Consider the following 22784-nt stretch of genomic DNA (forward strand, 5'->3'; position numbering starts at 1 on the left):
CATTGGCAAATAAGAGACTTTTATAAGTTTTGTATGTCGAACTCCACATTCGCCGTCAACTTCTTGTTTTCCCGTTCGGCCTCAATCAGCATCGTTCCGTGAGCATGCTTTCTGTCTGAAGAAAACGTAACGTCAATGTGGCCGCTTTTTGTCGGCCAGGGTTCTAATGAATCCAACGAATAATAGTCCAAGGAGCGGAGATTTTTGTCACGGTACTCATACTTGCCAGTGGGAGTGCCAGCATCCAAAGCCGCTTGGATAGCCGTAAGCCTGGGTGCTACCCCTTGGTCACCGTATATGTAAATTGGATCCATGAGGTTGCCATACCAAACAAATTCCGCAACGAAATCCGGTTCAGGAGTACTTCCTATTGTTATTTTTGCCGTCATTTTTCCTTTTAAACAGACACTGTCGTTTGGGTTGTTTCTACGCGTATCGATATACATATTCTCACCATCCAAGTGACTGATTAGCAGGGTGTGCGCCCATTAGATAACGAGTGGTGAATATTAAAAACTGTCAAATCTGACAGTCTAAAAAGTTGTTTTTTATTTCTTTTCATCGCAGTTGATGGCCCCTCTGCCAGTGGTGCCCGACGATCACACCGTGCAATGCCCGTAACGCCGACTATTCTGACTAGCGCCCAGTGCCCGTTCCCGCCACACAGGAGGTGTGCCATGAGTGCCGTCGATCACCGGATCCACGCCGAGCGGATCAGCCAGGAGCGCTACATCCAAGCCCCCATCGAAGCCGTCTACGACTACGTGACCCAGCCGGATCGCTGGCACGAGTGGCACCCCACCTCATTGAGCGCAGACACCGGCACCCGTGGTTCACTGCCCGCCGGTCAGCGCTTTACCGAGATAATCGACCTGATGGGCGTGCGCGTGCCCATGAGCTACCGGGTGCAGATCGCCGTGCCGCCCCGGGAGTTCAAGACCGTTTTTACCTCACTTGCCGTCGATGGCAGCATTCACTACTTTCTCCAGGCTCGCGGCAGCGGCACCTTGTTCACCCGGGTGCTGAGCTATGAGACCGAACTGCAACTGCAGGCCTTGCAAGTGCGCATGGTCGAGCTGTCGAATCAGGCCATGGATCAACTCAAGCAGCGTCTGGAAGGAACCTGAGCTGACAAAATTGTCATCTTTGTCTCAGTTTGCCGACAGCCACGGACGCTAAGCTGCGTGCTTGTCGCGTGCCCGTATAATTTAGAAACACAACCACCTCACCTGATGCGCAAAAGCGCGGACAATGCGCCCTCTTTGCGCACTCCGTAACTTATGGGACCTGTCTATGAAAACCACCCTGCGCCTGACTCTACTGTCCGCCCTGTTCATCACCACCCTGGCCCAGGCGGCCGAGTTGATCCCGATTGATGTGCACCGCGACGCCAATTGCGGCTGCTGCAAGCAATGGATCAGCCATCTGGAAAGCAATGGGTTCAAGGTCAATGACCATGTCGAAGCCGATATGAGCGCGGTCAAGCAGCGCCTGGGCGTGGTTCCGCGCCTGGCTTCGTGCCATACCGCCGTGATCGACGGTAAGTTTGTCGAAGGCCATGTGCCTGCCGACCAGGTATTGGCCCTGCGCAAGCGCAACGACCTGCTGGGCATCGCGGCCCCGGGCATGCCCATGGGCTCGCCGGGGATGGAAACCGAGGGCATGAGCGACGCGTATCAAGTCATTGGCCTGACCCGCGAAGGCAAAGACGTGGTGGTAGCCCAATACCCGGCCCGCTGAGCAATGCTTGCGGGCTATGCCGGGCTGTTTTTCAGCGCGTTTGGCGCCGCCACCCTGTTACCCCTGCAATCGGAAGCGGTGCTGGTGGCGCTGCTGCTCAATGGCAGCTACTCACTGTGGTTGCTGCTCGGCATCGCGACCCTGGGCAATGTGCTGGGTTCTTTGGTCAACTGGTTGCTGGGGCGTTCGGTCGAGCTGTTCAAGGACCGCCGCTGGTTCCCCGTCAGCGCCACGCAGCTGGAAAAATCCCGCCGCCATTATCGACGCTGGGGCCATTGGTCACTGCTGCTCAGTTGGCTGCCGATCATCGGCGACCCCCTGACCCTGGTGGCCGGGGTGATGAAGGAACCGCTGTGGCGTTTTGTGCTGATCGTCAGCCTGGCCAAGGCGGCCCGTTATGCCATGGTGGCAATGGTCACGCTGCACTGGATGTAACACCGCCAGTCGCGAGGGCTTCAAGTTAGCGCGGTACCGGCAACGGGGTGTCTGTGCTGAGGCTATCTGCCCAGGCCTGGACCGCTTGGTGGTCAATGACGCGCCCAGCGTCAACATCATCCAAGGCTTCGCGTGTCAGGCGGCTACGCTCTTCTTCCTGGTCGATCCAAACGGACAGAGCCTGTAGCTTGCTGTAACAGGTTAATCCCCGCTTAATCCACCCGCCACAGCATCCGGGAGCATCGCCCCAGGAGCCTTCCCATGCCGCTGACACGCTCGTTTCTCTTTACCGGCCTGCTGGCCACTTGCGCCCTGCCTGCCTTGGCAGCCATACAAAACCCAAGCTATGGCCCGCAGTTGCAAGGCTTCCCATACCCGTATCCGCTCGAACACTTCGACTTCCAGTCCCAGGGCCAGGCCGTGCAAATGGGTTATATGGATGTGCCCGCCAAAAGCCCCGCCAATGGCCGCAGCGTGGTGTTGATGCATGGCAAGAACTTCTGCGGTGCGACCTGGGAGGCCTCGATCAAGGCCCTGAGCGAGGCCGGCTACCGGGTGATCGCCCCGGATCAGATCGGCTTCTGCACCTCCAGCAAGCCTGAGCACTATCAGTACAGCTTCCAGCAGTTGGCAATCAACACTCATCAGCTCCTGCAAAAGCTCGGCATTCCCAAGGCCACCCTTGTCGGCCACTCCACCGGTGGCATGCTGGCTACCCGCTACGCCCTGCTCTACCCCAAACAGACCGAGCAACTGGCACTGGTCAACCCGATCGGCCTGGAAGACTGGAAGGCCCTGGGCGTGCCCTATCGTAGCGTCGACCAATGGTATGCGCGCGAGTTGCAACTGAGCGCCGATGGCGTGCGCGAGTACGAGCGCAAGACCTACTACGATGGCCGCTGGAAGCCTGAATACGAACGCTGGGTGGACATGCTCGTCGGCCTGAACCAGGGGCCTGGCCATAAGCGGGTGGCGTGGAACTCGGCGTTGATTTACGACATGATCTTCACCCAGCCGGTGTACTACGAATTCAAGGACCTGCAGGTGCCAACCCTGCTGTTGATTGGGACATCGGACATTACCGCCATTGGCAGCGATAACGCACCGCCCGAGGTCAAGGCCAGGCTCGGTCACTACGACAAACTGGGCAAGCAGGTGGCCAAGCTGATCCCCCGCTCGACCTTGGTGGAGTTCCCGGGCCTGGGCCATGCACCACAGATGGAAGAGCCTGTGCGCTTTCATCAGGCGCTGTTGCAAGGGTTGCAGGCGCTCTGAGCTTCTTAAGGGTATCCAGGCATGGCGGGCGGGCGGTGCTTGCATGAAAAATTTTGATATTTGACTTCATGAATATAATTTAACTTCATGATTTATATATAAATTATATCTTGATAAATCACTTTAAGTAGCCTGCTGCACTGCTATCGAGCAGCCCGCCCCCGACGCCCCATCAAGAGGCAACCCCCGCCGACACGGGTGTTGCAAATTAAATTGTCCTACAACACTTGCAGGCCCTGGGCTCTGTCCTAGACTGAAGAACGATGGGTCATCGATCAGAATAAAAGCCCCCGCAAAAAATCGAAACTTTCCAACTCTGCCGCAGGTCAGGTTTAAGGTAGGGCGCACGCCACCGGCACCAGCCGGACGTCCGCCCATCCAATCTATCTATCAGTTCGGTGCAATTGGCATAAGCCTTGCCAGTCTGTGCAGTGCTAGTGCGCGTGACCGCAGGACGCGGTTGACTTTCGCCGAGGGCGCCAGGCTCTCGGCTGACCAACACATGGGAGATAACGATGATCAGTGCCGCTTCGGGAATTCAGGGACAGCGTTTCAGTCAGCCGGTCGATGGGCCAACCACTCTGGTTGACCTTCCCGGCACAGTGCGGCCGGTCTCGTCTCAAAACCCCAATCGCAAGAAAGTCCTGTTTGTGACCTCGGAACTGGCTGACCTGGTGAAAACCGGTGGCCTGGGCGATGTGTCCGCCGCCCTGCCCCGGGCCATGGCCCATCTGCATGATGTGCGGGTGTTGATTCCGGGCTACCGCCAAGTGCTCGACAGCGACAACCCGATCCATATCATCGGCGAGCTGGGGGGCCATGCTGCGCTGCCGCCGTGCAAGATCGGGCGCATGGACCTCAAGGACGGCCTGGTCATCTATGTGCTGATCTGCCCCGAGCTGTACGAGCGTGAAGGCACGCCCTACGGCGCCAACAACGGTCGCGACTGGCCCGACAACCATATCCGCTTCGCCCGCCTGGGCCTGGCCGCTGCCGATATTGCCGCCAACCTCGCGCAAATCCACTGGTGCCCGGACCTGGTGCACGCCCATGACTGGCCGGCGGGCCTGGCCCCGGCCTATATGCACTGGCGTGGGTCACGCACGCCCACCCTGTTTACCATCCATAACCTGGCCTACCAGGGCGTGGTCAGCCTGGCTTCGTGCCCGGAACTGGGGATTCCCGACCATGCCTTGCAACAGGAAGGCATGGAGTTCTACGGCAAGATGTCGTTCCTCAAGGCGGGCATGGCCTATTCCAGCCATATCACCACGGTCAGCGCCACCTACGCCCGGGAGATCACCACCCCCGAGTTCGGCTGCGGCCTGGACGGTTTCCTCGCCAGCAAGACCCAGCAAGGCCTGCTCAGTGGCATCCCCAATGGCATCGATGAGAGCTGGGAGTCGTCCACCGACCCGCACCTGGATCACCCCTTCAATATCGGCGATTGGCAAGGCAAGGCGGTCAACGCCAGCCATGTGCGCCAGCTATTCGGCCTGGATGAATCCACCGGCCCCTTGTTTGCCGTGGTGTCGCGCCTGGTGTACCAGAAAGGCCTGGACCTGACCGAAGCCGTGGCCGGTTTTATCGTCGAGCATGGCGGGCAGATTGCGATCATCGGGCGTGGCGAGCCGGAAGAAGAACAGGCCATGCGCGCCCTGGCCCTGCGTTTCCCCGGCCGTATCGGCGTGCGCATCGGCTTTAACGAAACCGACGCCCGCCGCATGTTCGCCGGCAGCGACTTTTTGCTGATGCCCTCGCGCTACGAGCCGTGCGGCTTGAGCCAGATGTACGCCCAGCGCTTCGGCTCGCTGCCGGTGGCGCGCAATACCGGCGGCCTGGCCGACACCATCGAAGACGGCGTGACCGGGTTCCTGTTCGATGAGTCCAGCGTGCCAAGCTATGAAGCGGCCCTCAAGCGCGCCTTCAAGGTATTCGCCTTCCCCGGCCTGCTCAACGCCATGCGCTGCCGGGCCATGGCCGCCCCCTTCAACTGGGGCCAGGCCGTTGCACCCTATGCCGAACTTTACGAGCAACTGGTAGCGAAAGGGCTGGGAAAATCGGGGAAAGTCTAAAGAGGTTGGGATAGATGCCGTCACGGACTCTGGAAACATGGCCCCACGGCGCGATCCTGCAGGATGCGCAACACACCCGCTTCGCCCTGTGGGCGCCGGATGCCTTTTACGTCAGCGTCGAGCTGCAAGGTGGCCAGTCGGTGCCCATGCTGCCCCAGGCCGAGGGGTGGTTTGTTGTCACCTTGCCCTGCCCGGCCGGCACCCGCTACCACTTCAACATCGAGGGTGAGCGCGATGTGCCGGACCCGGCCTCACGCCTCCAGTACGCGGGTGTGCATGGCGACAGCGTGGTGGTCGACCCGCTGGCCTACTCCTGGCGCCACGGCACCTGGCAAGGGCGGCCCTGGCATGAAGCGGTGATCTATGAGCTGCATGTGGGGCTCCTTGGTGGTTATGCCGCAGTGGAGCAGCACCTGCCACGCCTGGCCGAACTGGGTGTCACCGCCATTGAGCTGATGCCACTGGCGCAATGCCCCGGTGAGCGCAATTGGGGCTACGACGGGGTCCTGCCCTACGCGCCGCAAGCGTCCCTGGGCACGCCGGACCAGTTGAAGCACCTGATCGACAGCGCCCATGAGCATGGCCTGGCGGTGATCCTCGATGTGGTCTACAACCACTTCGGCCCCGAGGGTAACGACCTGGGCCAGTATGCCAAAGGTTTTTTCCGCGAAGGCACCCACACCCCCTGGGGCGCCGGGATCGACTTTCGTCGCCGCGAAGTGCGCGATTTCTTTATCGAAAACGCCCTGATGTGGTTGCTCGAATACCGTTTCGACGGCCTGCGCCTGGATGCGGTGCATGCCATCAACGACCCGCCATTCCTCCAGGAACTGGCCCGACGGGTGCGCGAACAGGTGGACCCGTGCCGCCATGTGTGGCTGGTGCTGGAAAATGAATTCAACCAGGCCAGCCTGTTGCAGCAGGGCTTCGATGGGCAATGGAACGACGACGGGCATAACGCCCTGCACGTGCTGTTGACCGGCGAGACCGACGCCTACTACGCCGACTTTGCCGATGACCCCACCGCCAAACTGGCCCGCTGCCTGGGCGAAGGTTTTATCTACCAGGGCCAGACCACACGCCACGGCACCCGGCGCGGCGAGCCCAGCGGGCATTTGCCGCCCAGCGCCTTCGTATTGTTTTTGCAGAACCACGACCAGGTCGGCAACCGCGCCCTGGGCGAGCGCCTGCACCAACTGTGCTCGCCCCAGGCGTTGCAGGCGGCCACGACCTTGCTGTTGCTGTCGCCGATGATCCCGTTGCTGTTTATGGGCGAGGAAGTCAACGCCGCACAGCCTTTCCTGTTTTTTACCGACTACCACGGTGCGTTGGCCGAGGCCGTGCGCGAAGGCCGGCGCAATGAGTTTGCCGACTTCGCGGCCTTCAGCGACCCCCAGCGCCGCGCGCAGATCCCCGACCCCAACGCGCTGCCGACCTTTGAGCGCTCCATTCCACGGTTTACCCAGGCGCCTGCGGCGTTGTATCGGCAATTGCTGGGCCTGCGCCGGCAACATATCGTGCCCCATCTGCCCGGCAGCATGGCCCTCGGCGCGCAGGTCCTGGGCCCGGGCGCGCTGTCGGCACGCTGGCGCCTGGGCAATGGCCGCGTGTTGCAGATCGACCTCAACCTGAGCCCGGCCACCCTGCACCACCCGGCCGGCCCTATCGCGCTGTTCAGCACCAGCGGCGCCCCTGGGGTGCTCACGCCCTTCTCTGCCCACGCCAGCCTGACGCCGGGCGCCCCCTCATCCTCTGTTGGAGAACACCCTTGAGCGACGCGCAATTGCAACGCCTCGCCAGCCGTGCAGGCCTGGCGGTGGATTGGATCGACGCCAATGGCCGAGCGCAGCAGGTCAGCGCCGACGCGCTGCGCGCCGTGCTCAATGGCCTTGGCCACCCCGCCGACACCGACGAAGCCATCGCCGCCAGCCTGCAAGCCCTGGAACGCGCGCAGCAAGACCGCCATCTTGCACCACTGTTGACCGTAGACGTGGGCAGCAGCCTCGACCTGGCCGCTCACTTTGCCCCCGGCACGCCGTGCCAGGTTTATCTGGAGGACGGCAGCACCCTGGACCTTGAGTTGGATGCCCAGGCCAGGCTGCCCGGCATCCTGCCCGTGGGCTACCAGCGGGTGCAGGTCGCCGGGCAATCCTTCACCCTGGCCGTTGCCCCCCAGCGTTGCTTCAGCGTCGCCGAGGCGGTGGGCTGCCAGCCCGCCCGCGCCTGGGGCCTGAGCGTGCAGCTGTATGCCTTGCGCCGCAGTGGCGATGGTGGCTTTGGCGATACCCAGGCCCTGGAGCAACTGGCCCGCGCAGCCGCTGAGCGCGGTGTCGATGCCCTGGCCATCAGCCCCCTGCACGCCATGTTCAGTGCCGATACCCAGCGCTATAGCCCGTATTCGCCTTCCAGTCGCTTGTTCCTCAACAGCCTGTATGCCTCGCCGGCGTGCATCCTCGGTGAACGGGCGTGGCGCAGCGCCATTGAGGCCACGGGGCTGGCCGATGAGTTGCAAGAGCTGGAACAACAAAGCCTGATCGACTGGCCCGCCGCCGCCAAGACCAAGCAGCGCCTGCTGCGTGCCCTGTACGACGACTTCCGCCAGGGCGAGCACCCGCAACAGGCCGACTTCCTGAGCTTTCGCCAGGCCGGCGGTGAGGCCCTGGAAAACCACTGCCGTTTCGAGGCCGTGCAGGCCGAGCGCGCCGCCAAGGGCGAAAGCCTCGACTGGCGCCAATGGCCCGAAGACTGGCGCGACCCGGGCAGCGCCACGCTCACGCACTTTGCGGCCGAGCAAGGCGAAGCGATTGGCTTCTACGCCTTCACCCAATGGCTGATCGCCCGCTGCCTGGAGCGCGTCCAACAAGCCGCTCGCGGCAGTGGCATGGGTATCGGCCTGATTGCCGACCTGGCGGTGGGGGCCGATGGCGCCGGCAGCCAGGCCTGGAGCCGCCAGGATGAACTGCTGGCCGACCTCACCGTGGGCGCGCCACCGGATATCCTCAACCGCGCCGGCCAGGGCTGGGGCATCTCTGCGTTTTCCCCCGAAGGCCTGAAACGCAACGGGTTCCGTGCGTTTATCGAAATGCTGCGGGCCAACTTCGCCCATGCCGGCGGTTTGCGGATCGACCATGTGATGGGCCTGCAACGGCTGTGGGTCATCCCCAGGGGCGCCTCGCCCAGACAAGGCGCGTACCTGTATTACCCGGTGGACGACCTGCTGCGCCTGCTGGCCCTGGAGTCCAGCCGCCACCGGGCGATTGTGCTGGGCGAGGATTTGGGTACGGTGCCCGAGGGCCTGCGGGAAAAACTCAGCGCCCGCGCCATGCTCGGCATGCGCGTGCTGTTATTCGAGCAGGACCATGGCGGGCGCTTCACGCCGATCCTCGACTGGCCGGACAACGCCCTGGCCACCACCAGCACCCATGACCTGCCGACACTCAATGGCTGGTGGCACCACCGCGATATCGAGTGGAATGTACAGCTGGGGCTGATCGATACGCCCACGGTGGAGCAATGGAGCGAACACCGCCAGCGTGAACGCACGGCACTGCGCCAGGCCTTGAGCCAGGATCCGCAAAACTTTGGCGCTGCGCTGCGCAACGAAACCGACGCCCTGCTCGATGCCAGCGTGCGCTACCTCGGCCATACCCGGGCGCCCCTGGTCTTGCTGCCCCTGGAAGATGCCCTGGGCACCCTGGAGCAAGCCAACCTGCCCGGCACCCTCGACACCCATCCCAACTGGCGCCGCCGCCTGCCGGGGGATGCCACGCACCTGCTCGACGATGACAACGCCGCACGCCGCCTGGAGCTGCTGGCGGTGGCGCGCCAGCAGGCCCTGGAGCGTGACCGATGAACGCCCCTGTGCTACGGGCCACCCAACGCCTGCAATTCCACCAGGGCTTTACCCTTGACGACGCGGTGCCGCTGGTGCCGTACTTTGCCCGCCTGGGCATCAGCCACTTGTACGCCTCGCCCCTGCTCAAGGCCCGCGCCGGCTCGATGCATGGCTACGACGTGGTGGACCCGACCACGCTCAACCCGCAGCTGGGCGGCGAGCCGGCGCTACGCCGCCTGGTGGCGGCCCTGCGCGCGCACGACATGGGGCTGATTCTGGACATCGTGTCCAACCATATGGCGGTTGGCGGCAGCGACAACCCCTGGTGGCTGGACCTCCTGGAATGGGGGCGCCTGAGCCCCTACAGCGAATTCTTCGATATCCAGTGGCACTCGCCGGACCCGCTGCTCAAGGGCCAACTGTTGCTGCCCTTTCTCGGCAACGACTACGGCGAAGCCTTGCAAAGCGGCACGCTGCCCCTGCGCTTCGATCCGGGCCAGGGCCGTTTTTTTGTCGAGCACTACGAGCACCATTTTCCGATCTGCCCCCGTGACTATGGCGCTATCCTGCGCAGCCACCCTCCCCTCAAAGACCTCGCCGACCGCTTCAGCGCCCTGGCCTATCAGGCCGATGCCTGGCCCCTGGCCGCCAGCCTGAAACAGGAGCTGGCCGCACAGGCCCGCAGCCCCTTGAACCTGGCCGCCATCGAACACGCCCTGGGCCTGTTTGATGGGCGCCAGGCCGAAGGTTTCGCGCGCCTGCATCAGTTGCTGGAACAGCAAGCCTATCGCCTGGCCAGTTGGCGCACGGCGGCGGATGACATCAATTGGCGGCGCTTTTTCGATGTCAACGAGCTGGGCGGCCTGCGGGTCGAACGGGCCATGGTGTTCGAGGCCACCCACCGCAAGATTTTCCAGCTGATCAGCGAGGGCCTGGTGGATGGCTTGCGTATCGACCATATCGACGGCCTGGCCGATCCCCGTGGCTACTGCCGCAAGTTGCGCCGGCGCGTGGACGGGTTGTCGCCAACCCGGCACTTGCCGATCTTTGTCGAGAAGATCCTCGGCAGCGGCGAAACCCTGCGCGAAGACTGGCGGGTCGACGGCACCACCGGCTATGAGTTCATGAACCAGGTGTCGCTGATGCAGCACGATCCCCAGGGGGTCGAGGCATTGGCCCGGCTGTGGAGCGCCACCAGCGAGCGGCCCTCGGCATTTATCGAGGAAGCGTACCTGGCTCGGCAACAGATCCTCAACGGCTCCCTGGCCGGGGATTTTGAAAGCGTGGCCCAGGCCCTGCTGCAAGTGGCCCGTGCCGATGTGATGAGCCGTGACCTGACCCTGGGTGCGATCCGTCGCGCCTTGCAGGCGCTGGTTGTGCACTTCCCGGTGTACCGCACCTATATCAGCGCCTGTGGCCGCAGTGCGGCTGACGAGGTGGTGTTCCAACAGGCCCTGGCCGGTGCCCGTGAAACCTTGAGCGAGGCTGACTGGCCGGTGCTCGACTACCTGCAACAATGGCTCGGCGGCCAACCCTGGCGCGAGCGCGCCTGGGGGCAACCGCGCAAGCGCCTCAAGCATGCCTGCGTGCGCTTCCAGCAACTGACCTCGCCGACAGCCGCCAAGGCCGTGGAAGACACTGCGCTCTATCGCTCGGCGGTGCTGCTCGCGCGCAATGATGTAGGGTTCAATACCGAACAGTTCAGCGCGCCCCTGGCCGACTTCCATGCCACCAACCAGCAGCGCCTGCAGACCTTCCCCGACAATCTGCTGGCCACGGCCAGCCACGACCACAAGCGCGGCGAAGACAGCCGCGCGCGCCTGGCGGTGCTCAGCGAGTGCGCGCCGTGGTATGCCGAGCAGGTGCAGCACTGGCGCACTCTGGCCATGCCCTTGCGCGATGACCCAGCCATTCCGTCGGCCGCTGATGAGCTGATTCTCTATCAGGTGCTGCTGGGCAGTTGGCCCCTGGACCTGGATCTGCAGGACACCGGTGACTATCAGCGGCGCCTCTGGCAGTGGCAACAAAAAGCCCTGCGCGAAGCCAAGCTGCACAGCAGCTGGAGTGCGCCCAACGATAGCTACGAGCAGGGTGTCGACGCCTTCCTCAGCCGTTTGCTGCTCGAGCCCAGCGGCTTGCCCTTGCGCACGGCGATCCACGCGGCCGCCGAGGCCATCGCCCCCGCTGGCGCCTTGAACGGGCTGGCGCAATCCTTGCTGCGCAACACCGTGCCAGGCGTGCCGGACCTGTATCAGGGCGACGAGTTCTGGGACTTGAGCCTGGTGGACCCCGACAACCGGCGGGCCGTGGATTTCAATGCCCGGCAACGGGCACTGGCGACAGCCCCGCACGCTTTGCTTGAGCGCTGGCGTGACGGGCACTTGAAGCAGGCGCTGATCGCCCAGGTGTTGAACCTGCGCAAAGCCCACCCGCTGCTGTTTGCCAGGGGGCGCTATGTGCCGCTGCCCGTGCTGGGCAGGCATGCCCAACGGATTGTCACCTTCAGCCGCGAGTATCAGGGCCAGTGGCTGTTGGTGGTGGTGCCACGCTGGACCCACACCCTGCTTGAAAACAGCGCGTGCCCCCAGGTGGATGCGCAAGTGTGGGGCGATACCCGGATCACATTACCGTTCGACGTCACGTTGCAAAACTGGAAGGGACTTTTGCAAACCGGTGCAGTCACACCCAACAAGGAGCTACTGATCAGCGCTGCCCTGAGGGATATACCGGTGAATGTCTTTATCCATTCTGACGATCAAGAAAGCTGAAACTCTCTGTGAGGAGCATTGCGATGAGCACCGAAGACAAACGCATTCGTGAATTCGCGTATCAGATCTGGGAGTCTGAAGGTAAGCCCGAAGGCCAGGAAGCCCGCCATTGGGAAATGGCCCGCAAGTTGGCCGAAGCCGAGGCCCAGACCCCCAGCAAACCCAAGGCCAGCACAAAGCCCAAGGCCAAACCGCCTGCGGAAAAACCCGCCGTGGCCAAGAAACCCCGGGCCCCGCGCAAGCCCGCCGGCTGACCCACCTCAGGCGCCGGTACACAACGCAATGATTGACCTGACCTGATGTCAGCACGGGCCCCGTTTGGCCTGAAAAAACCTTGCAGGAGCACCACCATGAGCAAGACACCCGATACCGAGCCGTCGCGGATTCGTGAAGGTTTACCCTTCCCCCTCGGCGCGACCTGGGACGGTCTGGGGGTCAATTTCGCGCTGTTCTCGGCCAACGCCACCAAGGTCGAGCTGTGCCTGTTCGACGACACCGGCGAAGTCGAGCTGGAGCGTATCGAACTGCCGGAATACACCGACGAGACCTTCCACGGCTACTTGCCCGACGCCCACCCGGGGCTGATCTATGGCTACCGCGTGTACGGGGCCTATGACCCGGCCAATGGCCATCGCTTCAACCACCATAAATTGCTGATCGACCCCTATGCCAAGCAACTGGTGGGCGAGCTCAAGTGGTCCGAAGCGCTGTTTGGCTACACCATCGGCCACCCGGATGCCGACCTGAGCTTTGATGAACGCGACAGCGCGCCCTTCGTGCCCAAATGCAAAGTCATCGACCCGGCCCATACCTGGGGCAACGACCAGCCGGTGCGCACGCCGTGGGACCGCACCATCCTCTATGAAACCCATCTGCGCGGCATCAGCATGCGTCATCCTTCGGTCCCGGAGGCGGTGCGTGGCACCTGCGCCGGGTTGATGGTCGACGATGTGCTCAAGCACATCCGCCAACTGGGCGTGTCGTCGGTGGAGTTGCTGCCGGTCCACGCCTTCGTCAATGACCAGCACCTGCTGCAAAAAGGCATGACCAACTACTGGGGCTACAACAGCATCGCCTTCTTTGCCCCCGACCCGCGCTACCTGGCCAGCGGCAAGATCGCCGAGTTCAAGGAAATGGTCGCGCACCTGCACGAAGCCAGGCTGGAGGTGATCCTCGATGTGGTCTACAACCACACCGCCGAAGGCAACGAGCAGGGCCCGACCCTGTCGATGCGCGGTATCGACAATGCCTCCTACTACCGCTTGATGCCCGATGACAAACGCTTCTATATCAACGATTCCGGCACCGGCAATACCCTGGACCTGAGCCACCCCTGCGTGCTGCAAATGGTCACCGACTCCCTGCGTTACTGGGCCACGGAGATGCATGTGGATGGTTTCCGCTTTGACCTGGCGACTATCCTGGGGCGTTATCACGACGGTTTTGACGAGCGCCACAGCTTCCTCGTCGCCTGCCGCCAGGACCCGGTGCTGCGCCAGGTAAAAATGATCGCCGAGCCCTGGGATGTGGGCCCCGGCGGCTATCAGGTGGGCAACTTCCCGCCAGGCTGGGTGGAATGGAATGATCGTTTCCGCGACACCGTGCGCGCGTTCTGGAAAGGCGATGACGGCCAACTGGCGGACTTTGCCGGGCGCATGACCGCCTCCGGCGAGATGTTCAACCAGCGCGGGCGCCGGCCCTACAGCTCGGTGAACTTCATCACTGCCCATGACGGCTTCACCCTGCACGACCTGGTGTCCTACAACGACAAGCACAACGAAGCCAACGACGAAAACAACCAGGACGGCAGCAATAACAACCTGTCGTGGAACCACGGCGTCGAAGGCCCGACCGACGACCCCGCGATCAACGCGCTGCGCCTGCGCCAGATGCGCAACTTCTTCGCCACCCTGCTGCTGGCCCAGGGCACGCCGATGCTGGTGGCCGGTGACGAATTCGCGCGCACCCAGCACGGCAACAACAACGCCTACTGCCAGGACAGTGAAATCGGCTGGGTCAACTGGGACCTGGATGAAGACGGCAAGTCGCTGCTCACGTTCGTCAAGCGCCTGATCAAGCTGCGCCTGGCTTACCCCATCCTGCGGCGCGGGCGCTTCCTGGTGGGCGACTATAACGAAGACATTGGGGTCAAGGACGTGACGTGGCTGGCCCCCGACGGCAACGAAATGACCATTGAACAGTGGCAAGACAGCCAGGGCCGTTGCCTGGGGATGCTGATGGATGGCCGCGCCCAGGAAACCGGGATTCGCCGGCCAGGCGCCGATGCCACGCTGCTGCTGGTGGTCAACGCGCACCACGACCTGGTGAATTTCCGCTTGCCCCAGGTGCCGGATGGCGGCTTCTGGACCTGCATGGTCGACACCCACCAGCCGGCCGTAAGCGGCCAGGAGCGCTTCGATTTTGACCACGAATACGCCGTGACCGGGCGTTCGCTGCTGCTGTTTGAACTGCAGCATGAGCCAGCGGCGTGAAAAGGGCTCTACGTGTTTCTACCAAGGGCCTGATGCACTCATCCTGAAAAAAATACGATTTTGCCCGGCGAAGGCGCGACGAATCCCCGGCTATGAACAATACTCATACACGGCAATCCAGGATTCGGAGCGCCAGCGTGCCGTAATGGCCTTGCGCCATAGCGACAAAAAGGAGAGTCGACCCGTCAACGGGGTACGACCTGCATCATCAGGACAAGGACGTGACATTGATCAAACCCGCCCCTCTGCACGACAGTCGCCGCCTGCCGGCGCAAATCTGGAACAGTGCGCCGCAGCTGGCGCAAATCCCCACCATCAGCCCTTCCCTATTGGTGCCTCCTGGCTCACGCGTTGTTGTCGTTGCCCCCCACCCCGGTGATGAAGTGCTGGCCTGCGGCGGTTTGCTGCAACTGCTCAGCACCCTCGATTACCCCTTGAAGCTGATCTCGATCACCGACGGCAGTGCCAGCCATCCGGGTTCCAACCAGTGGTCGGCGCAGCGCCTGAGCGTGTTTCGCCCCCAGGAAAGTGTCGAGGCCCTGCGCCGCCTTGGCTTGCCCCTGCACAGCCTGAAGTGGATTCGCGGCGGCTTTTGCGACAACGCCCTGGCCGCCCGTGAACCCGCCTTGAGCCAATTTATTGCACGCTACCTGCAACCCGGTGATGTGGTGTTTACTACCTGGCGCAATGATGGCAATGACGACCATGATGCCGTCGGCCGGGCTACCGCCATCGCCTGTGCGCAGACCGGCGCGCGCCTGCTGGAGTTGCCGATCTGGGCCTGGCACTGGCCCGCCCGCGACGCCGGCCGCATGCCCTGGCAGTGCGCGCGCAAGGTGCGCCTCGACACCTGGAGCGTGGCGCGCAAACGCCACGCAGCCCACGCTTATGCCAGCCAGTTGCTTGGCGACCCGCTGATCGGCCTGGCGCCGATGCTACCGCCGGTGCTGCTGGAGCGCATGCGCGAACCCTATGAGATTGTGTTCCTGTAACTAGTCTATACCTGTTAATTCTGACAGTAGCGGGCCTTCCCGCCGGTTGCTAACGTGAAACAAGCGCTGCACAGGTTCAGGTGCAGTCGAGAAAGCCATGCCAACTCCTTGCACTGGCGATGTTTTACGATCAGGAAACCTGCTGTCCCTTCTCGTTATCGTGCTTCACGTTGCCATGGCCCTGAGCGTGCCTGCCCTTGCAGGCGGCAAGACGTCATCTCCCATCGAACGAGGGTGGATCATGAGCACACGGCGATATTCCCTGCTGTACCTGGGCATCTGGATGGCCAGCGCGACACTGATGTTCCCCCTCGCGCCACCGGCCGACGCAGCGTGTACGCCGGCAGTCACCGCCGGCGACGACACCACCACCTGCGACAGTGGCACCACGCCAGGCTTTACCGACCTCAATGGCCATAACACCCTCAACCTGCCCGTCGGTGGCAATGGCGCCATCACCAGCGCAGTGACCTTTGGCGATGGCAACGATCGGGTGGAGGCCCATTCGGGCAGCATGGGTGCCCTGAACATGGGCAACGGGGCGAATACTTTGCGCGTGGAACTGAATGCCGTGGTGGGCCCGGTAACCCAGGGCGATGGGGCCGATAGCGTACAAATCAGCGGCGGCACCGTCGGCGCAATCAGCCAGGGCGCTGGCATCGACACCTACACGCAAAGCGGCGGCCGCGTGGCCAGCGTGGCCCAGGGCGATGGCCGGGATACGTTCATGATGAGTGGTGGCGAGATTGTTGGCGCCTTTGAAGATGGCGATGTGGCCACCCAGTCCGGGGGCACCATCGGCCGTGTCGATATGAAGCTCGACAATAACTTCTACACCCTGCTGAACGGGCTGATCAACGGCAACCTGGTAACCGGCTTCGGTCTGGACACCATCACCGTTTCCGGGGGCTACATTGGCGGCAACGTCAGTGTCAGCGGGGGCAACGACTTGCTGACCCTCAGTGGCGGCGTGATCAATGGCCAGATCCTCATGAGTTTCGGCAACGACCAGTTCAACTGGATTGGCGCCGGCACGATCAATTCCACGGTCAATATGGGCGCGGACAATGATACGGCGCTGCTGCAGAACCTGACGCAAGCCATCCTTGCCCCTACGCCCTTGATCGATGGCGGCCTGGGCAGCGATACCCTGACCTTTGACAGCACCCAATCGGCCACCGCAGAACGCTACGTCAACTGGGAAACGGTCAATCTCAACAACGGCTCGCGCTTTACCCTGGCCGGCGCTTTCAAGCTTGGCGATAGCGCCAGCGCCACAGGCGCCTTGAATATCGACGCCAGCAGTGTACTGCTGGTCAGCCAGGGAGCCATCACGCCATTCACCGCTGGCCAGTTGGCCACCCTTAACAACAGCGGCCTGATCGATATGACCAGCGCCAGTACCAGCGCCACCGACAGCCTGACGGTCAATGGCAACTACACCGGCAACAATGGCCAGATTGCGCTGCAAAGCGTGCTGGGCAGCGACGGCTCGGCCAGTGACAAGCTGGTGGTGAACCAGGGCACGCTACAGGGCACCACCCGCCTTGACGTCAGCAACCTGGGCGGGCCTGGGGCCCAGACCCTGAGCAATGGCATCCAGCTGGTCGAGGCCCTCAACGGTGCGACGGGCAGCGACCGGGCTTTCAGCCTGGCGGGCGGCTCGGTGTCCGCCGGGGCGTTTGAGTACTTCCTGTTCAAGGGCGGCGTCACCGCAGGCTCCGAACAGCAGTGGTACCTGCGCTCTGCCGTTGTCGCGCCACCGCTGCCCGACCCGGAGGACCCGGTGGTGCCGCCGCCGGTTCCCGCCGTGGGCACACCGGTGGACTTGCCAACGTCCGTGCCCGGTGCCGAGCCGATCCCGCTCTATCGCCCCGAAGTGCCGGTGTATTCGACACTGTTTCCGGCAGCCCAGCAGACGGTACGGGCCATGCTCGGGACCTACCACGAGCGCATGGGCGACCAAAGCCGCCAGACCGGCACCGGCTCATTCCCGGCGGGCTGGGGCCGGGTCTATGGCAACAGCCGCCGCCAGGCCTATGCCGGCACGGTCAGCCCACGGTTGGACAGCTCGGTCAGCGGTTTCCAGGTGGGCAGCGATCTGCATGCCTGGACCACCGCCAATGACCAGGTGCAGCGCCTGGGGTTCTTCGTCGGCCATAGCCGCCTGCGGGGCAATGTGGATGGCTTCAACCGGGGCTGGCAGCACCTGGATGCCGGCAAGACGACCTTGCGCGGTGACAGCCTGGGCCTGTACTGGACCTTGATTGATCCGAATGGCTGGTACGTCGATGTGGTGCTGATGGGCACCCGCCTCAAAGGCAGCAGCGAGTCTGATCGGGGGCTCAAGCTCAAGACCAAGGGCCACGATGTACTGGGTTCGGTGGAAGTGGGCATGCCGCTGCACATCACGCAAAACTGGGAGTTGGAGCCGCAACTGCAACTGATCGCCAATAAAACCCGGTTCGATCGCGAGCATGATGGGGTCTCCGAGGTGGCGTTTTCAGCCGACACGGCCCTCACCACCCGGCTCGGGGTCAGGCTGCGGGGCAGCTATCTGCTGGCTTCAATGCCGATCCAGCCCTATGTCCGCGCCAATGTCTGGCACGCGTCCTCCGGGACCAACCGGGTGCGCTTCAATGACGTCACGGATATCGATACCGAGCAGAAATCCACCACCCTGGGCCTGAGTGCCGGTGCCACGTTGCAGGTTTCCAGGCAGTTCAGCCTGTATGGCGAGTTGGGTTATGAAGGCAACCTGGACAGCAATGCCCTGGATGGGCACCAGGGCACTGTTGGCGTCAGGATGGCGTTCTAGCACGATGGACTATTGGAACACTTGGGCTTCGCCATCGACGGTTGCACTGATCCAGCGTGGCTCCATGGGATCGCTCCATACCGAACGGGGTGGCGTCCCGCCATCGCTGATCAGGATGCGCCTGCCCGACTGGCTCCACTCCTGCATCCGCGCCTTGAACGCAGCCGGGTAATCGGCTGCCCGGCAGGTGATACCGGCCCAGGGGTCGACGACCCAGGCGTCGTCCCACTCCGGCCCCACAAAGCCTTTGCTGCGCGGTTGCCCCGGCGGCCCGCCGACAATCGCGAAGGTATGGCCCTTGACCTGGGCGATCCGCGCACTGCCGCCACTGGCATTGATCGTATCAACGGCGACCTTGGCCATCTGGTCACAATTGCCGGCACCGGTCTTCAGGACCATTTCGGAATAGTTCGGCGCGCCCGTGCGTGTATAAAGCCAACCCACCATTTCCGTCGCCGTCTCGCTGCGCGCGGCCTCACCGGCCAGCCCAGGGACCTGTTGGTTGGCTGAGCGGATGCCTGTGGCCTGGAACTGCTCGTCAACCGCTTTTCTCGCCCCTTGTGCATACACACGGTTCTGTTGTTCGGCCGACAGTTGGGCAAAGTCAGCCGGCTTCTTGACCGGCGCCAGGCGAATCGGTTTGGCCGCGATCACCACATGCCCGGGGTTGTTGCCCGCCGCGTACACCCCCATCAGGACTTCGCGCTGTTTCTCGGGGGAAAGCCCCTGCAAGACACTGGCAAGATGGGTGATTTCCGCGGGCGACATGGGTTCGTCAGCCACGATTTTCTTGATCAGGCTCTCAAGGCTGGGCAGCACCACCAACGGATTGTCCGGAAGCCCCTGCGCCACGAAACCGTAGACATCCTTGTATTGGTCATACTGCTTGATGAATTGAACATCCAGCGCATCATTGCGGGTCATCCGGTGAAAATCGAGTTGCCCGTTGCCTGTCAGCTCGGCGTAATAGTGAACACCGGTATCCGCTTCGACCACTACGTACTGGTGGCCGCCATGGTTGATCTTGATCCCCCGGATGACACGCTGATCGTTACTCATATCGCTGATCGCATCCATCTTGACCACCACCGTATCCTGGTTGATCGCCCGGGGCACACCGAAATCGTCATAGCCAAAATCCGGCTCGTTGACCAGCGTGCCGCTTGTGCGAGGCTTGTAGGTCACGGGTTCTACACTCGCCATCGGCAGCAGTTCCTGGTTTCCCGCTTCATTGACGCGGTAACGACGGTGCTCGTGGATCACCGTGCGCGGCCCTTTTCCAGGCCCGGCCCCCGGAATCAGTCGCCGATGTTCAAGGGCCTGGGCGTCCTGGAAGACCGACGTTCCTCCTGGCTCGATCTGTTTGGTGTAGCACAGGTCGTTGAGGTCGCGTTTCAAGCGCCGGCCGCCGCCGCCACACGTCAGCACAAACCCTTCAAATAGCCCGCTATCGTCGGGGCCGCCGAGTTTGATCAGGCTCTCGGGTTTTTTCGGGTCATAGCGATAGACATCGTCACCAATTATCACGTCGCTGTGGTTGTGCCTCTGCAGAACCCGGGCCTGGTCACTGGAGATCCCTTCGGGCACCCGCAACGTCTTCCCTTGCCCAATGGGCCTGGGCGTCAGGGGAATTTGTGGGGTAACGTCGTAACGGCCTCGGCCAGGCAGTTTAAGGGCCGCAGACTGTTTGAACTTGCCGAGGCTGGCCTGGAGATTTTTCAGGCCCTCGCCCTGATATTTCAGCACACGACGCCCACTGCTACTCAACACGGGCATCAACGGGTCGAGAGGGTTGAGGTTGCGCGCAACGGAACCTGCGAACTTTTTCACCAACGGTGCAAATTTTGGCAGCAGGGCCCGCACGCCAATCTTGCCTGCCGTGGACACGAGGCGCACTGAGCCTGCGGCAAACTTGCCCGCCGGGCCGGCGAACGTCAGCAGCCCATCGGTGATCAGGTCTTTGATGCCTTGCTTGGTATCACCCTTGATCAGGTTCTCGATGCCACTCCAGAACGGAATAACCATCTGGCCGACGCCTTTGACCCGCTCCCAAAATGCGTCATCGTTTTTATGTGCCGCGCTTTCCCGGGCAGGGTCGGACTCGGCCCATTTTTTCAGCGTGTCCTCATCGACATAAAACAGATCCGTGGTAATGGCCTTGGTGATCGCCACTGAACGTTCGGACGCCAGGGTGTGCGGCACCGCATCTTGAGACGGATTGCTCGCCGCTGGAAAGTGCGCGAGCTGTTGCGGTACCACGATGGAAAAGCTCTTGGGTTTGGGGCCCTTGCCGGCCCTGTAGTCTGCCCACTGTTGCTTGAATTCGACCTTGCTGTCGGGGCGGGTATGACGCACTACCAACTCTTCAGAAGGCGCACCATCAGCGGTATGGTCAATTGAAATAAAATCTTTTTCATAGCTTTTATCGGTGGGATTGTAGGACTCCAGGATCGGCTTCAAGTCGTCGCGCCGGCGGGCGATGCCCTTGACCGGGTTCATTTCGTAATAGTTTGTCTCATTCTCGTATACCGCCTTGAGAATAAACGCCGGACGTGTGATTGCTGCCTTTTTCTCCTCGTCTGTCTCAGACGTGCCGGGTTTTGTCCGCAGGGCATACAGCGTTACGTCACCCCGTTCAATCGCCTCGCGGTCCTTTAGCGGCAACTGGCTCAATTGGCTGTGGATAAGCGTTCCGTAGGCGAGCTTGGTATCGGCCAGGTATTTGTCAAACGCCCCCTGGAACTGTCCTTCATCATAAACAGGGTATTGATAGAGAATGTCCGAGGGGGTGATTTTCTCGCCGCTGGCATGCCTGTACAGCGCAAACACAGGGCTGATCAGACTCAGTAATTCGGTACGGGAAGTGCCCTTCTCCATACGCTCAAAATAGTCCTTGCGCATCGGCACATCGGCCATCATCTGCTCGGTTGCCGCGACCACACCGTCACTGTGCTCATCAAATGCAGTGGCCGCCTTATTGATATCCTCCGGTGAATAACTTTCCTTTTGCGCGAGCACACCTTGTGCCACCGCCCACTCCAAGGTCGCCTGGGTCCGGGTCGACGTTATAAGTGCCCAGTCGTTGTCCGTGATCGCTTGCTCGCTGAGCTTGCCAGGCAGATCGACCAGTTGCTGAAAACCCATGCCCCGCGACGAGCCCGGTTCGATCGTTTCAGCCAGATTGACGCCGTGCTGGAAGTTCACCCATACCGCCGAACCCCGGTAAGGCAGATCCGCCGGCATATCACGCACGGCAAAGTCGGCCGGGAACTGGGGTTGTAGAATATAGGCCGCCAGAGACGCCTGATCGCTGGAAAACTGCTTTGAAGAATCGACCAAGTGTTGCCTGAACGCGGACTTTATCGACGGGTAGCTTTGGCCCCAATGGGCACTTGAGGCCAGATTAAAGCCGGCAATCTCCCCGGGTTTACGCGCCTGCAGCGGGTCCAGGCTCAAGGTCAGGGCCTTGAGCAACAGCTTGACCTTGACGCCGGGCGTAATCACGCCATCCAGGGGGAAATCGGCCCCACCCAGGGTTCCTAACAACTGCTGAACCCGTTCATTGGCCTTGGGCGATTTGAGTATCAGCTCCAGCACGGCGGCCGGCGTGCCCTGGGCTTTTTTCAGGGCCTGTGGCGAGAGTTCTTCGGTCAACTGGCTGAGCAAAGGTTTTTTGTACTTGGCCTCTTGCTCGGCGACCCAGGCCTGGATCGCTGGATCATTGCTCTTGCGCAACAAGCCATCCACATCACTGGAAGCATCATCCAGGCCCAGGGCAATTTCGCTGCGGGCGTCTTCCACGGCGTTAATCGCCGCTTGCACCTGCTCCGATGTCTTGGGGTTGGAGGGCACTATCGCGTAAAACGCGAGCATGTTATCCAGCCGATTGGTACCCGGTTGGGTGGAGCCATTGGCGGGTATCAGCGGCGAGTCTTTGTTGAGAAACAAACTTTTATTGACCACGGCATTGGGGGTGTTCAGCGTGTGCAGCACCCGCAGTATTTCATCCAGATCACCGAGTTTTCCCCGCACTTGCGCCTGGTGTGAGGTGGCCGCTGGCGCAGGCGGTTGCACCAACGTCAGGCTGGCATTGCCTTCGGAAGCGGGTGGCGTGTCGGAGCGTTGCAAGGTGGGAGCAGCAGGCAAAAATCGTGTATTCAGGTGGACAGGTGTCATGATTATTCGTCTCTGGCAGTGATACACCGGCCCAGCGACAAAACGATTAGGACTGGGGAACTACGCCTGATCGCTGGTCATTCTTATGTGGCGCACACGTAAGAAAATGTTCCAGACGGATTGGTAACCGCGTTCGTCAGGCCATTGTGGTTAAACCACGATGGCCTAGCCGCCCCCC

Annotated in this window: 14 protein-coding genes and 1 pseudogene; 12 read left to right on the forward strand and 3 right to left on the reverse strand. The window is 62.1% G+C overall.

The window, feature by feature from the left end; all coding sequences use genetic code 11:
- Positions 1–20 precede the first annotated feature (20 nt).
- Complete coding sequence (locus tag BLL38_RS01450; RefSeq protein WP_130898185.1) at positions 21–446, reverse strand: hypothetical protein; 426 nt, start codon at positions 444–446, stop codon at positions 21–23.
- 231 nt (positions 447–677) lie between these two features.
- On the opposite strand from BLL38_RS01450, the gene BLL38_RS01455 reads away from it, so the two are divergent.
- From BLL38_RS01455 to BLL38_RS01465, 3 genes are all read left to right on the forward strand, one after another.
- A complete protein-coding gene (locus tag BLL38_RS01455) occupies positions 678–1127 on the forward strand; it encodes an SRPBCC family protein (RefSeq protein WP_076960981.1) in 450 nt (149 codons plus the stop codon).
- 166 nt (positions 1128–1293) lie between these two features.
- Positions 1294–1740 (forward strand): DUF411 domain-containing protein, encoded by a 447-nt coding sequence (locus BLL38_RS01460; protein ID WP_076960982.1) that lies wholly within the window; start codon positions 1294–1296, stop codon positions 1738–1740.
- Positions 1741–1743: 3 nt separating this feature from the next.
- A complete protein-coding gene (locus tag BLL38_RS01465; protein WP_076960983.1) occupies positions 1744–2175 on the forward strand; it encodes a YqaA family protein in 432 nt (143 codons plus the stop codon).
- A gap of 25 nt (positions 2176–2200) precedes the next feature.
- Here BLL38_RS01465 and BLL38_RS31720 read toward each other — a convergent pair.
- Positions 2201–2359: pseudogene (locus tag BLL38_RS31720) on the reverse strand (CopG family ribbon-helix-helix protein); the annotation flags it as partial.
- Between the two features lie 77 nt (positions 2360–2436).
- Between BLL38_RS31720 and BLL38_RS01475 the strand changes: the two are divergent.
- The 9 genes from BLL38_RS01475 (at position 2437) to BLL38_RS01515 (ending at position 18430) form a co-directional block, all read left to right on the forward strand.
- Entirely contained in the window at positions 2437–3450 is a 1014-nt protein-coding gene (locus BLL38_RS01475; protein ID WP_076960984.1) for an alpha/beta fold hydrolase, read from the forward strand.
- Positions 3451–3965: 515 nt separating this feature from the next.
- Positions 3966–5525, forward strand: coding sequence for a glycogen synthase GlgA (gene glgA / locus BLL38_RS01480; RefSeq protein ID WP_076960985.1), 1560 nt, complete (start codon positions 3966–3968; stop codon positions 5523–5525).
- A 14-nt stretch (positions 5526–5539) separates the two neighbouring features.
- Positions 5540–7297, forward strand: a complete 1758-nt coding sequence (gene treZ / locus BLL38_RS01485) for a malto-oligosyltrehalose trehalohydrolase (RefSeq protein ID WP_076960986.1) — start codon at positions 5540–5542, stop codon at positions 7295–7297.
- Positions 7294–9378, forward strand: coding sequence for a 4-alpha-glucanotransferase (malQ, locus tag BLL38_RS01490; protein ID WP_076960987.1), 2085 nt, complete (start codon positions 7294–7296; stop codon positions 9376–9378). The genes treZ and malQ overlap by 4 nt, the downstream gene beginning before the upstream one ends.
- Positions 9375–12128, forward strand: a complete 2754-nt coding sequence (locus BLL38_RS01495; RefSeq protein ID WP_076960988.1) for a malto-oligosyltrehalose synthase — start codon at positions 9375–9377, stop codon at positions 12126–12128. Before malQ ends, BLL38_RS01495 begins: the two co-directional genes overlap by 4 nt.
- 23 nt (positions 12129–12151) lie before the next feature.
- The gene (locus BLL38_RS01500; RefSeq protein WP_076960989.1) at positions 12152–12382 is read left to right on the forward strand and encodes a DUF2934 domain-containing protein; all 231 of its coding nucleotides are present in this window, start codon (positions 12152–12154) and stop codon (positions 12380–12382) included.
- 96 nt (positions 12383–12478) lie between these two features.
- A complete protein-coding gene (glgX, locus tag BLL38_RS01505) occupies positions 12479–14620 on the forward strand; it encodes a glycogen debranching protein GlgX (protein WP_076960990.1) in 2142 nt (713 codons plus the stop codon).
- 230 nt (positions 14621–14850) lie between these two features.
- A complete protein-coding gene (locus BLL38_RS01510) occupies positions 14851–15612 on the forward strand; it encodes a PIG-L deacetylase family protein (RefSeq protein WP_076961145.1) in 762 nt (253 codons plus the stop codon).
- A gap of 241 nt (positions 15613–15853) precedes the next feature.
- The gene (locus BLL38_RS01515; RefSeq protein WP_076960991.1) at positions 15854–18430 is read left to right on the forward strand and encodes an autotransporter family protein; all 2577 of its coding nucleotides are present in this window, start codon (positions 15854–15856) and stop codon (positions 18428–18430) included.
- Positions 18431–18439: 9 nt separating this feature from the next.
- Here the strand turns inward: BLL38_RS01515 and BLL38_RS01520 are convergent, their stop codons facing one another.
- On the reverse strand, positions 18440–22606 hold the full coding sequence (locus BLL38_RS01520) for a hypothetical protein (protein WP_130898184.1): 4167 nt from the start codon (positions 22604–22606) through the stop codon (positions 18440–18442).
- Positions 22607–22784 lie beyond the last annotated feature (178 nt).

This window comes from Pseudomonas gessardii (genome assembly GCF_001983165.1).
Lineage (GTDB): Bacteria > Pseudomonadota > Gammaproteobacteria > Pseudomonadales > Pseudomonadaceae > Aquipseudomonas > Aquipseudomonas gessardii.

Bases quoted from the DNA above. Each gene is read 5' to 3' on its own strand.
- glgA (WP_076960985.1), top strand. From the start codon at position 3,966: ATGATCAGTGCCGCTTCGGGAATTCAGGGACAGCGTTTCAGTCAGCCG.
- BLL38_RS01450 (WP_130898185.1), bottom strand. From the start codon at position 446: ATGTATATCGATACGCGTAGAAACAACCCAAACGACAGTGTCTGTTTA.
- BLL38_RS01455 (WP_076960981.1), top strand. From the start codon at position 678: ATGAGTGCCGTCGATCACCGGATCCACGCCGAGCGGATCAGCCAGGAG.
- BLL38_RS01475 (WP_076960984.1), top strand. From the start codon at position 2,437: ATGCCGCTGACACGCTCGTTTCTCTTTACCGGCCTGCTGGCCACTTGC.
- BLL38_RS01465 (WP_076960983.1), top strand. From the start codon at position 1,744: ATGCTTGCGGGCTATGCCGGGCTGTTTTTCAGCGCGTTTGGCGCCGCC.
- treZ (WP_076960986.1), top strand. From the start codon at position 5,540: ATGCCGTCACGGACTCTGGAAACATGGCCCCACGGCGCGATCCTGCAG.
- glgX (WP_076960990.1), top strand. From the start codon at position 12,479: ATGAGCAAGACACCCGATACCGAGCCGTCGCGGATTCGTGAAGGTTTA.
- BLL38_RS01460 (WP_076960982.1), top strand. From the start codon at position 1,294: ATGAAAACCACCCTGCGCCTGACTCTACTGTCCGCCCTGTTCATCACC.
- BLL38_RS01500 (WP_076960989.1), top strand. From the start codon at position 12,152: ATGAGCACCGAAGACAAACGCATTCGTGAATTCGCGTATCAGATCTGG.
- BLL38_RS01520 (WP_130898184.1), bottom strand. From the start codon at position 22,606: ATGACACCTGTCCACCTGAATACACGATTTTTGCCTGCTGCTCCCACC.
- BLL38_RS01495 (WP_076960988.1), top strand. From the start codon at position 9,375: ATGAACGCCCCTGTGCTACGGGCCACCCAACGCCTGCAATTCCACCAG.
- BLL38_RS01515 (WP_076960991.1), top strand. From the start codon at position 15,854: ATGAGCACACGGCGATATTCCCTGCTGTACCTGGGCATCTGGATGGCC.